Source organism: Pseudomonas sp. KBN12P06040 (assembly GCF_037574965.1).
GTDB lineage: Bacteria > Pseudomonadota > Gammaproteobacteria > Pseudomonadales > Pseudomonadaceae > Pseudomonas > Pseudomonas aeruginosa.
Genome location: NZ_JBBELS010000001.1, coordinates 4,459,847 through 4,473,803, shown reverse-complemented (window position 1 = coordinate 4,473,803; position 13,957 = coordinate 4,459,847). Strand labels below are relative to the sequence as shown.

13 protein-coding genes are annotated in these 13,957 nt (G+C 67.5%); 12 read left to right on the top strand and 1 reads right to left on the bottom strand.

Features of this window, described 5'->3' with window-relative positions:
* The first annotated feature begins 349 nt into the window (after positions 1–349).
* Positions 350–1,342: a 1,2-glucosyltransferase WapB gene (gene wapB / locus VQ067_RS20995; RefSeq protein ID WP_074241301.1), complete on the top strand. Its 993-nt coding sequence runs from the start codon at positions 350–352 to the stop codon at positions 1,340–1,342.
* Positions 1,343–1,381: 39 nt separating this feature from the next.
* Here the strand turns inward: wapB and VQ067_RS20990 are convergent, their stop codons facing one another.
* Positions 1,382–2,182: an IclR family transcriptional regulator gene (locus VQ067_RS20990; RefSeq protein ID WP_033990309.1), complete on the bottom strand. Its 801-nt coding sequence runs from the start codon at positions 2,180–2,182 to the stop codon at positions 1,382–1,384.
* Between the two features lie 157 nt (positions 2,183–2,339).
* On the opposite strand from VQ067_RS20990, the gene VQ067_RS20985 reads away from it, so the two are divergent.
* The 11 genes from VQ067_RS20985 to VQ067_RS20935 all read left to right on the top strand — a co-directional run bounded on the left by VQ067_RS20985 (position 2,340) and on the right by VQ067_RS20935 (position 13,922).
* Positions 2,340–2,726, top strand: a complete 387-nt coding sequence (locus VQ067_RS20985; RefSeq protein ID WP_011666727.1) for a Zn-ribbon domain-containing OB-fold protein — start codon at positions 2,340–2,342, stop codon at positions 2,724–2,726.
* Complete coding sequence (locus tag VQ067_RS20980) at positions 2,723–3,874, top strand: thiolase (RefSeq protein WP_033990307.1); 1,152 nt, start codon at positions 2,723–2,725, stop codon at positions 3,872–3,874. Before VQ067_RS20985 ends, VQ067_RS20980 begins: the two co-directional genes overlap by 4 nt.
* A 109-nt stretch (positions 3,875–3,983) precedes the next feature.
* Positions 3,984–6,131: an acetate--CoA ligase family protein gene (locus VQ067_RS20975; protein ID WP_003086285.1), complete on the top strand. Its 2,148-nt coding sequence runs from the start codon at positions 3,984–3,986 to the stop codon at positions 6,129–6,131.
* A complete protein-coding gene (locus VQ067_RS20970) occupies positions 6,115–6,981 on the top strand; it encodes a MaoC/PaaZ C-terminal domain-containing protein (RefSeq protein WP_003140643.1) in 867 nt (288 codons plus the stop codon). The genes VQ067_RS20975 and VQ067_RS20970 overlap by 17 nt, the downstream gene beginning before the upstream one ends.
* A gap of 81 nt (positions 6,982–7,062) precedes the next feature.
* Positions 7,063–8,418 carry an MFS transporter gene (locus VQ067_RS20965; RefSeq protein WP_003108631.1) on the top strand — a complete coding sequence of 452 codons (1,356 nt, stop codon included), beginning with the start codon at positions 7,063–7,065 and terminating at the stop codon, positions 8,416–8,418.
* Between the two features lie 23 nt (positions 8,419–8,441).
* Positions 8,442–8,849, top strand: a complete 408-nt coding sequence (locus tag VQ067_RS20960) for a PaaI family thioesterase (RefSeq protein ID WP_003158192.1) — start codon at positions 8,442–8,444, stop codon at positions 8,847–8,849.
* 140 nt (positions 8,850–8,989) lie between these two features.
* A complete protein-coding gene (locus VQ067_RS20955; RefSeq protein ID WP_033990305.1) occupies positions 8,990–10,054 on the top strand; it encodes an acyl-CoA dehydrogenase family protein in 1,065 nt (354 codons plus the stop codon).
* Positions 10,054–10,815 carry an enoyl-CoA hydratase/isomerase family protein gene (locus VQ067_RS20950; RefSeq protein WP_033990304.1) on the top strand — a complete coding sequence of 254 codons (762 nt, stop codon included), beginning with the start codon at positions 10,054–10,056 and terminating at the stop codon, positions 10,813–10,815. The genes VQ067_RS20955 and VQ067_RS20950 overlap by 1 nt, the downstream gene beginning before the upstream one ends.
* A gap of 1 nt (position 10,816) precedes the next feature.
* The gene (locus tag VQ067_RS20945; RefSeq protein ID WP_033990301.1) at positions 10,817–11,962 is read left to right on the top strand and encodes an acyl-CoA dehydrogenase family protein; all 1,146 of its coding nucleotides are present in this window, start codon (positions 10,817–10,819) and stop codon (positions 11,960–11,962) included.
* A gap of 40 nt (positions 11,963–12,002) precedes the next feature.
* A complete protein-coding gene (locus VQ067_RS20940) occupies positions 12,003–12,920 on the top strand; it encodes an SDR family NAD(P)-dependent oxidoreductase (RefSeq protein WP_003086302.1) in 918 nt (305 codons plus the stop codon).
* A 15-nt stretch (positions 12,921–12,935) separates the two neighbouring features.
* Positions 12,936–13,922 carry an NADH:ubiquinone reductase gene (locus tag VQ067_RS20935; protein ID WP_074241295.1) on the top strand — a complete coding sequence of 329 codons (987 nt, stop codon included), beginning with the start codon at positions 12,936–12,938 and terminating at the stop codon, positions 13,920–13,922.
* Positions 13,923–13,957 lie beyond the last annotated feature (35 nt).

The window sequence follows — 13,957 nt, the reverse complement described above, 5'->3', positions numbered from 1 at the left end:
TACATATGAGCAAAGCCCTTGGAATGCCTGGCGTTCCGGGGGCTTTGTCTTTTCTGGCGAGCGTTCGGGCATCCCCTCTGCCGGGCGGGCGAAAAAGCCGTGCCATGGTTTCGGGTGCCGGCCAGGTCGTGCAGCTTTCCTAGGAATGCTGCGGGCCCTTCCTTGGTTCTGCCCTTCCTTCTCCTCTGGGTGGTCGTCCCGCTCTGCCTGGGTTTCGTGGGTGCGCTGAGCGCGCATTTCTCCACCGCTTCCGATTTTCTGTCCTTCGGGCGCCGGGTCGGGCGACCTGCCGGTTTCGATGGTCGGTGCGGTTCTTCTTAGTATCCCGGCGCTTGAAGGCGCCGCGGATGTGTGGCCGAGCTGCATGGCACGGTTTCCCTCCGGCGGACAGCCAAGATATCGGTTTGTGCCGAGTCCCGGAGACGGGGCTGGGGAGGAAGAAATGCGTCCGCTCGTTTCCGTCGTTTGCGCCTGTTTCAATATCTCGAAGTATCTGCACGAGGCGATCGCCAGCATCTACGCGCAGGGCTATCCCAATCTCGAGTTGATCGTGGTGGATGACGGATCCACGGACGACACCTATGAGCGTCTCGCCATGCTCCGCGAGCGTCACGGTTTCCAGCTCTACCGCCAGGCTAACCGAGGGGTGAGCGACGCGCTCAATCACGGTTTGCGTCATGCGCGGGGCGAGTTCGTGATGACTCCCGACCTGGACGACATTCTCCTGCCTGGAGCGCTCGACACGCGCGTCGACTACTTGCTTGCGCACCCCGAGGTCGGGTGCGTGGGCGGTTTCAATATCTGTATCGACAGTGCCGGTAACGAAGTGGCGCGAGACGGTTTCAGCGAGGGGTGTGTGGAGCGTTGGGGGTTCGATGCAGCATTGGCCGAGACCCTGGTGGTCATGCCGCTGACGGCGCTCTACCGCATGGAAGCGATGAAGCGGGCGGATTTCTTCGACCCGTCGATTCGCGTGCAGGATTTCCAGATCACCCTAAGGATCGCGGCGCAGGGCTATGAAATTCATCGACTGCCGGCCTACATGGGGCGTTATCGCCGGCATGGAAGCGGTCTGTCCGGCAGGTACAAGCTCAATTACGAGGCGGATATGCAAGCCATCGAGCCTTATCGGGCTCACCCGAATTATCGCCGGGCCCGGCAACTGATCCTGAACAAGGCGCTGAAGAAGGCTGTTGTCCAGGATGGGCGATATGCCTGGCAGTTGTTCCGCTCGGTGCCGCTGCGGGCGTGGGACCGGGTGACGCTGAAGCGATTCTGGCGCTTTCTCCGTTATCTGCCGGTCCTCGGGTTGAAAGGTGGTACCGGCGTCGAGGGTCGATGACGGCTGGCCGGCTAATCTTTCATTGGGTTGAATGTCATTTCAGAATTTCTCCTTCAGTGCCTCGCCCTGGGGAAATAGCGCGCGGCTCACGAAGCGCGCGGTATCCCGCAGGCTGGTGCCGATCCGTTCCAGGTCGTCGGGCTGGTGCTGGGCGCTGATGCCGATCGCGGAGATGGCGAAGCGCGGTTGTCCGTCGCGGTCGGTGATGGCGCTGGCGACCATGCTCACGCCGCGGTAGAGGTGTTCCTGGTCGATAGCCCAGCCGCGCTCGACGGCCTCGGACGCTTCGGCCTGGTAGCGCTCGAAGCTCGGCGGATTTTCCCAGCGCACGCGGGTCAGTCGGCGGCGCAGTTCGTCCTCCGGCAGTTCGCGCAGGCCGGCAATGCAACGCCCGGCGGCGCCGACCAGTTCCGGCAGGCGCGTGCCGACGGCGACGTTGACGTGGGCGACGGGCGGTGCGGCAAGGGCGATGACGCGGATGTGCGCATCGTCGGTGACTTGCCACAGGGCGATGAGGATGTGGTGGGCAAGGCTCAGTCGCTCCAGCTCTGGCTGGATCAGGTCGGCATAGCTGCGTCCGACGAATCCTACGGCCAGTTCCGACAGGCCAAGGCCCAGTTGGTAGGTCTTGCCCGCATCGTCGAAGGAGGTCAGCCGTTCGTTGCTCAGGGTGCGCAGGATATTGAAGGCGCTGCTCGGGCTGATGCCGGTGGCGCGAGCGATGGCGGCCACGCCTTGCGGTCCGTCGGCGTGGGCCAGGTGGCGAAGTATCTGAATGGCGTTCACTACCGCGCCGACATCTTTGCTGCTGGTGCCTTTGGTTGTGGCGTCCTTGGTCATTTTTCCTCTTTTCATTCAGTATTGTGATTGACATTCACGATAGTGAATATATTCTGGCTTTCCGGAACGTACAACCGGGGACGGAAGCAGTATCCGGTTCGGCGTCCAGCGCGATGCACTTTGCAACAAAGGTCGACAAGAACAAAGGAGAAACCTCGTGGCAGATCTTCCCGATGGCAGTACTCCGGGACCTGAGGCGCAGTACCTTGCGTTTCTCGCCCAGGGCCGTTTCATGTTGCAGCGCAGCCGTTCCAGCGGTCGCCATGTGTTCTACCCGCGCCAGTTGGTGCCGGGTAGCGGCGAGACTGATCTCGAGTGGGTTCCCGCCAGCGGCCTGGGTACGCTCTACGCGATCACTGTCAATCGCTCCCGCGGCGGCAATCACAATGTCGCGCTGGTCGACCTGGACGAGGGCGTGCGCATGATGTCGCGGATCGACGGGCACGAGAGCCTGCCGATCGGCACCCGTGTGCAGGCGCGCATCGTCGAGCAGGACGGTGCCAATGTCGTGGTGTTCGTTCCCCACCAGGAGGGACGACCATGAGCGCGGCCATCCGTGGCAAGACCGCCATCGTCGGCATCGGTAGCGCCGGCGTCGGCGAGGCGCCGGGCTACAGCGCCGTCGAACTGCTCGGCCAGGCGTCGCTCAAGGCCATTGCCGATGCCGGCCTGAAGCTTTCCGACATCGACGCGATCTTCGCCGCCACCAACTCCCATGCCTTTCCCACCTTGTCGGTCGCCGAATACCTCGGCATCCGCCCGAAATTCGTGGATGGCACCAATATCGGCGGCTCCAGTTTCGAGCTGCACCTGCTGCAGGCCACTTTGGCACTGGAGGCCGGTCTCTGCGACGCTGCGCTGATCTGCTACGGCTCCAACCAGCGAAGCGCCGGCGGCCGCCTGGTATCGATGAGCGAGCCACAATGGCACGAGACGCCCTACAAGCCGCGCCACCCGATCACCGCCTATGCCCTGGCGGCCAGCCGGCACATGCACCAGTACGGCACCACACGCGAGCAGCTCGCCGAGGTGGCGGTCTCTGCCCGGCAATGGGCCAACCTGAATCCCGAGGCGTTCGCCCGCGGGCCGTTGAGCGTCGATGACGTCCTTGCCGCGCGGATGGTCAGCGACCCGCTGAGCGCCGCCGACTGCTGCCTGGTCACCGACGGCGGTGGCGCCTGCGTGGTAGTGCGCGCCGAGCGCGCCCGCGACTTGCCCAATGCGCCGGTGTACTTCCTTGGCGCGGCCGGAGCGCAGTGGCATCGCTCGATCGTGTCGATGCCCGACCTCACCGTGACGGCGGCCTCGGAAAGCGGTCCGCGAGCCATGCAGATGGCCGGTGTGCGGCACGCCGACATCGACCTGGTGATGCTCTACGACGCCTTTACCATCAACACCCTGCTGTTCCTCGAGGACCTGGGTTTCTGCGCCAAGGGCGAGGGCGGCCCATTCGTCCAGGGCGGACGCATCGCGCCCGGCGGCGAGCTGGCGGTGAACACCAACGGTGGCGGGCTGTCCTGCGTGCATCCGGGGATGTACGGGATGTTCCTGATCATCGAGGCGGTGACCCAGCTCCGCCGCCAGGCCGGCGAGCGGCAGTTGGCCAAGGCCGACGTGGCGTTGCTGCACGGCAACGGCGGCACGCTGTCCAGCCAGGTAACCGCGTTGCTTGGCACCGGCGACACGCTCTAGACCCCAGGCCGACAGTCCTTCCGGGCGCTGCCGTGGCGGCGTCCCGCGGGCGCGCTCGCCCGCGAGAAGGTTGTCGTGCCGGCCACAGACAAACGGATCAGGTGAACCCATGTCAGCGAACCACTCGCAACAGCTCATCGACGCTCCCCGTTTCGCCAGTCTTACTCCATTGATCGAACCACGCTCGGTCGCGGTGATCGGCGCTTCCAGCGACCCGACCCGCATCGGTGGCCGTCCCATCGCCTACATGCTGCGCCATGGCTATGCCGGGCAAATCCTCCCGGTCAATCCGAATCGTGCTGAAATCCAGGGGCTGCCGGCCTTCGCCAGCGTTGCGGAGCTGCCGCAGGCACCGGACGTGGCGATTGTCGCGGTGCCTGCGCCTCAGGTGCTGGAGACCGTCCGGGCGCTAGGCCGCCAGGGGGCGCGCAGTGCCATCGTGTTCTCTTCCGGATTCAGCGAGGTCGGCGAGGCCGGCGCGGCGATGCAGGATGCGGTGGTAGCCGCTGCCCGCGAGCACGGTATGCGCCTGCTCGGTCCGAATGCGCTCGGCGCGTTCAACAGTAACCTGGGTTATTACGCGTTCTTCTCCACCAGCCTGGAACGTGGCGTACCGCTGCCCGGCCGGGTAGGCATCGCCACCCAGTCCGGCGCCTACGGCGCGCACCTGCTCGGCATGGCGCGCCAGCGCCGCCTGGGAACCCCTATCTGCGTGGCCACCGGTAACGAGGCCGACGTCACCCTGGGCGACAGCATCGGCTGGCTGGTGGAGTCGCCGGAGATCGACGTGGTGATGGCCTACGCCGAATCCATCCGCAACGTCGACAGCTTCCTCGCCGCCCTGGAGGCAGCGCATCGCGCCGGCAAGCCGGTGATCCTGCACAAGGTCGGGCGCAGCGCCCTGGGTAGCCGCGCGGCGCTGTCCCACACCGCTTCGCTGGCCGGCGACGACAAGGTGCTGGACGCCGTGCTGGGCGACTATGCGGTGATCCGCGCCAGGACCACCGAGGAACTGATGGACATCGCCTACCTCGCCACCCGGCGTATCTATCCGGTGGGCAACAGCCTCGGCATGATCACCGTCAGCGGCGGCGCCGGGATCATCGTCAGCGATGCCGCCGAGGAGGTCGGCCTGCCGATGCCGCCGATGCCGGACATGGCCCAGGAGCGGCTGAAGGCACGGCTGTCCTTCGCGTCGCCGATCAACCCGGTGGACTGCACCGCGCAGGCCCTGAACGATCTGACGCTGGTGCGCGACTTTACCGAGTCGATGGTGGTCGACGGTGGCTACCGTTCGCTGCTCGCCTTCTTCACCCAGGCCGGCACCGCCGCCTCCATCGGCGCGCGTCTGGCCGAGCAGTTCCGGCGGATCAAGGAGGCTCATCCCGAGCGTCTGTTCGTGGTCTCGGTGATGGGCGAGGGGGAGGAGCTGGCACCCTACGAGGAGGCCGGCTTCGCACTGTTCGAAGACCCCACCCGGGCGGTAGTGGCGATCCAGGCCATGGGGCGGCTCGGCGAAGCCTTCGCCCGGCCGTTGCGCCTGCGCCGGCCTGCCGGCGGGCTACAGTTGCCCGCCTCCACGCCCGGCGAAGCCGAGGCCAAGCGCCTGCTGGCGCGCGCCGGTATCGAGTCCGCCGCCGAGGCGGTGCTGGGCAGTGCCGAAGAGGCGGTTGCCTTCGCCGAGGGCATCGGATACCCGGTGGTGCTGAAGCTCGCCTCGGCGGACATCCAGCACAAGTCGGAAATCGGCGGCGTGCTGCTTGGCGTAAGCGATGCGGACGCGGTACGCGCCGGTTTCCAACTGCTCCTGCGCCGGGCCGCCGAGAAGGCGCCGCAGGCGCGTCTCGATGGCGTCCTGGTGGCGCGTCAGCTGCAGGGTGGGGTGGAGTGCTTCATGGGGATCCAGCGCGATCCGCTGTTCGGCCCGGTGGCGCTGTTCGGCCTGGGCGGGATCTTCGTCGAGGTGCTGCAGGACGTGGTGTTCCGCCGCTGCCCGTTCGAGGTCGACGAAGCCGAGGCGATGATCCGTAGCATCAGAGGCGCGCCGCTCCTGCTCGGCGCGCGTGGCCGGCCGCGGGCCGACGTCGCGGCGCTGGCACGGCTGCTGTCGAATCTCTCGCGGTTCGCCTGGGAGGCGGGAGAGCGCTTGCGCTCGGTGGACCTCAACCCGGTCATCGCCTTGCCGGAGGGCCAGGGCGCCTGGGCGGTGGATGCGGTGCTGGAAGTCGAGGAGGTGGCCGATGGCGCTCGATCCTGAGGTGCTCCTGAACTACCCGATCCCCGAAGTACGCCAGCGCTACAGCCGGCGCGACAGCGCCTTCTATGCATTGACCCTCGGTCTGGGCGGCGACCCGCTGGACGAGCGCCAACTGGTCTACGTCGATCCGTGCCGCGATCTCCAGGCATTGCCGTGCATGGCCCTGGTGCTCGGTCATCCGGGCTTCTGGCTGGGCAATCCGGCGACTGGCGTGGACGCGCTGCGCCTGGTTCACGGCGAGCAGCGCCTGGAGTGGCGGCGGCCGTTGCCGGCGGAAGGCGAGGTGATCGGTCGGACCCGGGTCACCGGTCTGGTAGACAAGGGCGCCGACAAGGGCGCGCTGCTCTACAGCGAGAAGGTGCTCAGCGACGCGCTCAGCGGCGAGGTGCTGGCTGTCGCCCGCAGCACCACCTTCCTTCGCGGCGACGGCGGCTTCGGTGGTTCCCGGCAGGTGCCGGAAACGCCGCATCGCTTGCCTGAACGGTCACCCGACCTGCGACTCGACCTGCCGACCCGTCCGGAGCAGGCCCTGTACTACCGCCTCAACGGCGACGACAACCCGCTCCACGCGGAGCCCGCGGCAGCGCTGCGGGCCGGCTTCCCGCGGCCGATCCTGCATGGCCTGTGCACCCTCGGCGTGGCATTCCACGCGGTGTTGCGCGGGCTCGCCGACTACCGCGCGGAGCAACTGGGACATCTGCAGGTGCGTTTCTCGGCTCCGGTGTTTCCCGGCGAGACCTTGCGTACCGAGATGTGGAGCGACGGCTCGTTCCGCACTCGCGTCGTCGAGCGCGATGTGGTGGTGCTGGACAACGGCCGGGTAGGTCCGCCGCCAGAGCGGCCGGACTGAAGCGAAGGGCGGTGGCGCGAGGGAACGACCGTCGGGCTGCCGTGAAGATCAACCGAAATCCTGCTTGCGAGAACAAGAATAATGAATGCAACCGCGCTTTCCCCGAACCCGGCGCCGGCCATTTCCCGGCGCACCATGCTGATCGCCTTCGTCTTCTGCTTCCTCGGCCTGCTCGCCGACGGTGTCGACCTGATGTTCCTGGCCTACAGCCTCAACAGCCTGAAGGCCGAATTCGGCCTGAGCAACTTCGAAGCCGGCTCCCTCGGCAGCCTGACTCTCGCCGGCATGGCCGTCGGCGGTATCTATGGCGGCTGGTGCTGCGACCGCTTCGGCCGGGTGCGAGTGGTGACCTGGACCATCGTGCTGTTCTCCATCGGTACCGCGTTGCTGGGGCTGACCCAGAACTACTGGCAGTTCGCGCTGATCCGCTTCGTCGCCTCGCTCGGCCTCGGCTCGCTGTTCGTCGCCTGCAACATCCTGATGTCCGAGTGCGTCGGAACCAAGTACCGCACCACCATCCTCGCCGCCATGCAGGCCGGCTGGACCGTGGGCTACCTGGTGGCGACCCTGCTGGCGGGGCAGATCATCCCCGAGTTCGGCTGGCGCACCTTGTTCTTCACCGCCGTGGCGCCGGCGCTGGTCTGCCTGGCCCTGCGGCCCTGGGTGCCGGAGTCGCCGTCCTGGCTCGCGGCCCAGGCCGGGCGCCAGCGTCCCGGCGCGGCTCCGCAGAGCCACGCCGAGGCTGGCGGCGCCGGCCCGCTGGGACGGATGCTGGGCGATCCGGAAACGCGCGGCATGTTCCTGCTCTGGAGCCTCACCTCCTGCTTCCTGCTGTTCGGCTACTACGGCACCAACAACTGGATGCCGTCCTACCTGGAGAGCGAGTTGGGGATGAATTTCAAGTCGATGACCGGCTACATGGTCGGCACCTACAGCGCGATGATCCTCGGCAAGGTCGCCGCCGGTGTCTGCGCCGATCTCTTCGGCCGGCGCCTGACCTTCGCCGCCGGGGCCATCGGCAGCGCCGCCTTCATGCCGTTGATCGTGTTCTACCACTCGCCCTCCAACATCCTCTGGATCCTCATCACCTTCGGCTTCATCTACGGCGTTCCGGTCGGGGTGCTGGCCACCTACATGACCGAGAGCTTCTCCACCCGCGTCCGCGGCTCGGCGGTGGGCACCGCCTACAACCTGGGTCGTATCGGCGCGGCGGTGGCGCCCGCCGGCATCGGCCTGCTGGCCACCCACGTGTCGATCGGCGCGGGTTTCCTGGTGATGGGCATCACCTACGTGCTCACCGGACTGATCCCGGCGCTGTTCATTGCGGACCGGCTCTACGACCCGAACCGCGAGTCCCGCGATGCCGAGAGCGCTTCCCGACGGCAAGCGCCGGGCAGTGCCGTGGATACCGCCGAGCGGCGCGCGGCCAAGGCCTGATCCTGCGGAAGGAGTGCACATCCATGAGTTCTTTTCCACGACAGCCAGCGGCGGAGCAGCGGCCCGCCAGCTTCCAGGAGTTCATCGGCCTCGAGCGCTGGACCGATGCCGACGGGGTGGCGCGGGTGCGCCTGGGGCATCGCCCGGAACTGATGAACTACCTGCAACAGTTCCACGGCGGGGTGTTGATGTCGGTGCTGGACGCCGCCATGGCCCAGGCGATCCGTGCCTGCCTGCCGGACTGCTCGATGGTGACCATCGACATGGCTACCCACTTCATGGGTAGCGCCCGCGGCGAGCTTCGTGCGGTTGGCAGGGTAGTGCGACGGACCCGCACGATCTGCTTCTGCACGGCGGAAATCTGCAACGAGGACGGCGAGGTCATCGCCATGGCCTCGGGCAGCTTCAGGTACCGCGCGGCTAAGCCGTAGCGGAGTTCCGGCGGCGCGGCAGCGGAGCCATCCGTCGCGCGTCCGGACCACGGCCTGCGCGGTCGCTCCGCGCGGACAAGCCGGCGCCGCCCGTGCAGATGACGGACGGGCGGACGGCGTATCGACAGGAGGGCGAACAGATGAGTGAGCAAGACGAGTGGGCCGGCGAGCGCGAGCAGCGTCTGCGGATGATCCGCGACAGCGCGGCTTCGCTGGTGCCGCGCGACGGCGACCTGACCCGCGTGCGCCGCGGTCGTTTCACCGGTAGCGGGGTGGACCGCCAGGCCTGGCGCGAGGTCTGCGCCATGGGCTGGCCGGCGCTGCGCCTGGATGAAGCGTTGGGCGGCAGCGCCCTGGGCATGAGCGAATACGCGGCGTTGCTGGAGGCGCTGGGGCGCGGCCTGCTGCCCGAGCCGCTGATCGAGGCCGGGCTGGTGGCGCCGCTGCTGCCGGAAGACGAGCGCGTTGCGTTGCTGGCCGCCGAGCGGCTGGTCCTGCCGGCGGGCATCGCCTACCCCGATGGGCGGCGACGCCCTCGTATGCAGGAAGGGCGGTTGCACGGCGAAGTCGCTCACGTACATCTGGCTGGTGCCGCCGATGCCTGGCTGGTGGCCTGCGAGCAGGGCCTGGCGCTGGTCGAGCGCGATGCCGGTGGCGTGGAACTGCTCTGCGAGGCGACCCAGGATGGCGCTCACCTGGCGCGCCTGCGTTTCCGCGATGCGCCGGCACGGTGGTTGTCCGGCGAGGTAACGGAACAGGTTCTGGACGAGGCAGCGCTGGCCTGCGCTGCCTATCTGGTCGGACTGATGGATGGCGCCTTCGAGCGAACCCTGGAGTACCTCAAGGTACGTCGCCAGTTCGGCCGCGAGATCGGCAGTTTTCAGGCGCTGCAGCACCGCATGGTCGACCTGAGGATCCAGATCGAACTGTCGCGCGCCATGGTCGAGCAGGCTGCCGCCGCGATCGATGCCGGGGCGTCGGAAAGCGAGCGCCAGCGGCAGGTCTCCAGCGCTCGGGTACGGGCCTCGGAAGCGGCTCTGCTGGTGACCCGCCAGGCCATCCAGTTGCACGGCGGCATCGGCTACACCGACGAGGCGGACATCGGCCTGTTCCTGCGCCGCGCCATGGTACTGCTCAATGCCCACGGCTCGCTGGCGTTCCACAAGGCGCGCTACGCCGCGCTGCTACAGCGGGAGGTGGCCTGATGAGCGGTTTGTTGCAGGAAACGCGCGGCACGGTGCGCCTGCTGCGCTTCGACAACCCGGCCCGGCGCAACGCACTGTCGCCGGCGCTGCGCATGGAATTGCTGCGTGCCCTGGAGGCGGCCGAATGCGACCCATCGATCCGCAGCGTGCTGCTGACCGGTGGCGAAGAGGTGTTCTGCGCCGGCGGCGACCTGGGCGACATGCGGGTGACCGAGTTGGCCGCCGGCAGGGCGCGAATGCAGGACAACGCGCGGCTGGTGCGGCAGATGGTGCGCATGGGCAAGCCGCTGATCGCCGCGGTCGAGGGCTGGGCGGTGGGGGCCGGGCTGTCCGTGGCGCTGGCCTGCGACAGCATCGTTTGCGGCGCCGGCGCCCGCTTCGCCGCCGGCTTCGGCAAGGTCGGGCTGCTCGCCGACCTCGGCCAGTTGCATACCTTGCCGGCGCGCATCGGTTGGGGGCGGGCACGGCAGATCCTGATGTTCGGCCAGGTGGTAGAGGCCGAGGAGGCACTGCGCATCGGCCTGGCCGACCGCCTCTGCGCCGCTGGCGGCGCCTTGGCGATGGCGCTGGAGCTGGCCGGGCGGGTGGAGCAGCAGGCGCCCTTGCCTCTGGCGATGACCAAGGCGTTGCTCGCCGAGGGCCTTGACCTATTGCTGGAGCGGGAGAGCGAGTTGCAGAGCCAGTTGTTCCTCAGCGCCGACCACGCCGAGGGCAAGGCGGCCTTTCTCGCCAAGCGTCCCCCCGTATTCAGAGGAAACTGAGATGACCGACTACGACAGTCTCGACGACAACGCCTTTCGCCTGATGGTCCGTGAGTGGATCGCCGCCAACTATCCGCAGCGCATCCGCAATCCGCCCCGTCGCCTGGGGCGCGAGGAAACCCGCGAGTGGTACCTGCTGTTGTCGCGCCAGGGCTGGCTGTGTCCCGGCTGGCCCAGGGAGTACGGCGGCATGGGGCTGAGCGCCGGCAAGCAACTGATCATGATGGAGGAAATGGAGGAGTACGGCTGCGCGCGCCTGCCCGACAGCGGCGTGACCATGCTCGGCCCATTGTTGATCCGCTATGGCGACGAGGCACAACGGGCGCGCTTCCTGCCGCGCATTCTCAGCGGCGAAGACATCTGGTGCCAGGGCTACAGCGAGCCCAACGCCGGCTCCGACCTGGCCAGCCTGCGCACCGAGGCGCGCCTGGAAAACGGCGAGTGGGTGATCAACGGACAGAAGACCTGGACCACCATGGGCTCGGAGGCCAACTGGATCTTCCTGCTGGTCCGCACCGAGCGCAGCGCCAAGGCGCAGCACGGCATCAGCTTCCTGCTGGTGCCGATGGACAGCCCGGGCATCGAGGTGCGGCCGATCCTCAACCTGGAGCTGCACGGCGAGTTCTGCGAAGTGTTTTTCAACGACGTGCGGGTGCCCTACGACAGCCTGGTCGGCGAAATCAACCAGGGCTGGAGCATGGCCAAGGCGCTGCTCGGTTTCGAGCGGATCTTCCTCGGTTCGCCCAAGCAGTCCACCTTCGCCCTCCAGCGCCTGGAGCGCCTGGCCCGGCACCTGGGACTGTGGCACGACCCTCTGTTCGCGCGCCGCTTCGCCGCGCTGAGCATGGACCTGGACAGCCACAAGGCGCTCTACGAGCGTTTCGCCGAACGCCTGCGGTGTGGGAAGAGCCTCGGCCCGGAGGTATCCATGCTGAAGATATTCCAGTCCGAACTGTTCCAGCGCATCAGCGAGCTGGGCCTGGAGGTCGCCGGGGAGGACTCGGCCCTGCTACAGCCCTTCGCCGAAGACCCCGAGCTGCATCCGGCGGGGATCTTCATCCAGTCGCGGCCGACCACCATCTACGGCGGCAGCAACGAAATCCAGCGCAACATCCTGGCCAAGAGCGTCCTCGGCCTGCCGGGCTGAGCGCAACCGAACGACATCCACGGGACGAAGAGGATTACCCATGAGCAGCAGACTCAATGAAGGCAAGGTCGCGATCGTTACCGGCGCGGGCGGCGGCATCGGCCGCGAGATCGCCCTGGCCCTGGCCGATTCCGGGGCACGGGTGGTGATCAACGATATCGGCGTATCGCTACAGGGCGAGGGCGGGTCGGCCTCGCCGGCCGAAGAGACCCTTGGCCTGATCCGCCAGCGAGGCGGCGAAGGTCTGATCAACACCGACAGCGTCGCCGACTGGGACAGCGCGCGGCGTATCGTCGAATGCGCCATGGACGGTTTCGGGCGTCTGGATATCGTGGTGAACAACGCTGGCATCCTGCGCGATGCGATCTTCCACAAGATGAGCGCCGACGACTGGCTGTCGGTGATCAATGTCCATCTCAACGGCAGCTTCTTCGTCAGCCGGGCCGCCGCCGAACGCTTCCGTACCCAGCAGGCCGGCGCCTTCGTACACATGACCAGCACTTCCGGGCTGATCGGCAACTTCGGCCAGGCCAATTATTCCGCGGCCAAGCTGGGCATCGTCGCCTTGAGCAAATCCATCGCCCTCGACATGCAGCGCTACAACGTGCGTTCGAATTGCATCGCGCCGTTCGCCTGGAGCCGGATGACCGACTCGATTCCGGCCGAAACCCCGGAGCAGAAGGCCCGCGTCGACAAGCTGCAGCGCATGACCCCCGAGAAGAACGCGCCGCTGGCCGTCTACCTGGCGTCCGACGCCGCCCGCGAGGTCACCGGCCAGGTGTTCGCCGCGCGTCACCACGAACTCTTCCTGATGAGCCAGAGCCGGCCGCTGCGCAGTGTGCATAGCGAGCACGGTTGGACCCCGGAGAGCATCGCCGAGCACGGCATGCCGGCGTTGCGCGGCAGCTTCATGGACCTGGCGCGCAGCCCGGACGTGTTCTCCTGGGACCCGATTTGACCGAGGAGGCAATCCATGGGCGTGTTCAGGACCCGTTTCACCGAGACCTTCGGCGTCGAACACCCGATCATGCAGGGCGGCATGCAGTGGGTCGGCCGTGCCGAGATGGCTGCGGCGGTGGCCAACGCCGGTGGCCTGGCGACGCTGTCGGCGTTGACCCAGCCGAGCCCGGAGGCACTGGCTGCGGAGATTGCCCGCTGCCGCGAGCTGACCGATCGGCCGTTCGGGGTCAACCTGACCTTGCTGCCGACGCAGAAGCCGGTGCCCTATGCCGAATATCGCGCAGCCATCATCGAGGCGGGAATCCCCGTCGTCGAAACCGCCGGCAACGACCCCGGCGAGCACATCGCCGAATTCCGTCGACACGACGTCAAGGTGATCCACAAGTGCACCGCCGTGCGCCATGCGCTCAAGGCCGAGCGACTGGGCGTGGACGCCGTCTCCATCGACGGCTTCGAGTGTGCCGGCCATCCGGGCGAGGACGACATCCCCGGCCTGGTGTTGCTGCCGGCCGCGGCCAACCGGCTACGCGTGCCGATCATCGCCTCCGGCGGTTTCGCCGATGGACGTGGCCTGGTCGCGGCGCTGGCGCTGGGTGCCGACGCGATCAACATGGGCACGCGCTTCCTGGCCACTCGCGAATGTCCGATACACCCTGCGGTGAAGGCGGCGATCCGTGCGGCCGACGAGCGTTCCACCGACCTGATCATGCGTTCCCTGCGCAATACCGCGCGGGTGGCGCGCAACGCGATCAGCCAGGAAGTACTGGCGATCGAGGCACGCGGCGGCGCCGGCTACGCCGATATCGCCGCGCTGGTCAGCGGCCAGCGCGGTCACCAGGTGTACCAGCAGGGCGATACCGACCTGGGGATCTGGTCGGCCGGCATGGTCCAGGGCCTGATCGACGACGAACCGGCCTGCGCCGAGTTGCTCAGGGACATCGTCGAGCAGGCGCGCCAACTGGTGCGTCAACGCCTGGAGGGCATGCTCGCCGGGGTCTGATCCGCTCCGCCACGGCGGTCGCGGCAGGGAGTGGC

Bases quoted from the DNA above. Each gene is read 5' to 3' on its own strand.
- VQ067_RS20990 (WP_033990309.1), bottom strand. From the start codon at position 2,182: ATGACCAAGGACGCCACAACCAAAGGCACCAGCAGCAAAGATGTCGGC.
- VQ067_RS20940 (WP_003086302.1), top strand. From the start codon at position 12,003: ATGAGCAGCAGACTCAATGAAGGCAAGGTCGCGATCGTTACCGGCGCG.
- VQ067_RS20960 (WP_003158192.1), top strand. From the start codon at position 8,442: ATGAGTTCTTTTCCACGACAGCCAGCGGCGGAGCAGCGGCCCGCCAGC.
- VQ067_RS20965 (WP_003108631.1), top strand. From the start codon at position 7,063: ATGAATGCAACCGCGCTTTCCCCGAACCCGGCGCCGGCCATTTCCCGG.
- VQ067_RS20970 (WP_003140643.1), top strand. From the start codon at position 6,115: ATGGCGCTCGATCCTGAGGTGCTCCTGAACTACCCGATCCCCGAAGTA.
- VQ067_RS20980 (WP_033990307.1), top strand. From the start codon at position 2,723: ATGAGCGCGGCCATCCGTGGCAAGACCGCCATCGTCGGCATCGGTAGC.
- VQ067_RS20975 (WP_003086285.1), top strand. From the start codon at position 3,984: ATGTCAGCGAACCACTCGCAACAGCTCATCGACGCTCCCCGTTTCGCC.
- VQ067_RS20955 (WP_033990305.1), top strand. From the start codon at position 8,990: ATGAGTGAGCAAGACGAGTGGGCCGGCGAGCGCGAGCAGCGTCTGCGG.
- VQ067_RS20950 (WP_033990304.1), top strand. From the start codon at position 10,054: ATGAGCGGTTTGTTGCAGGAAACGCGCGGCACGGTGCGCCTGCTGCGC.
- VQ067_RS20945 (WP_033990301.1), top strand. From the start codon at position 10,817: ATGACCGACTACGACAGTCTCGACGACAACGCCTTTCGCCTGATGGTC.
- VQ067_RS20935 (WP_074241295.1), top strand. From the start codon at position 12,936: ATGGGCGTGTTCAGGACCCGTTTCACCGAGACCTTCGGCGTCGAACAC.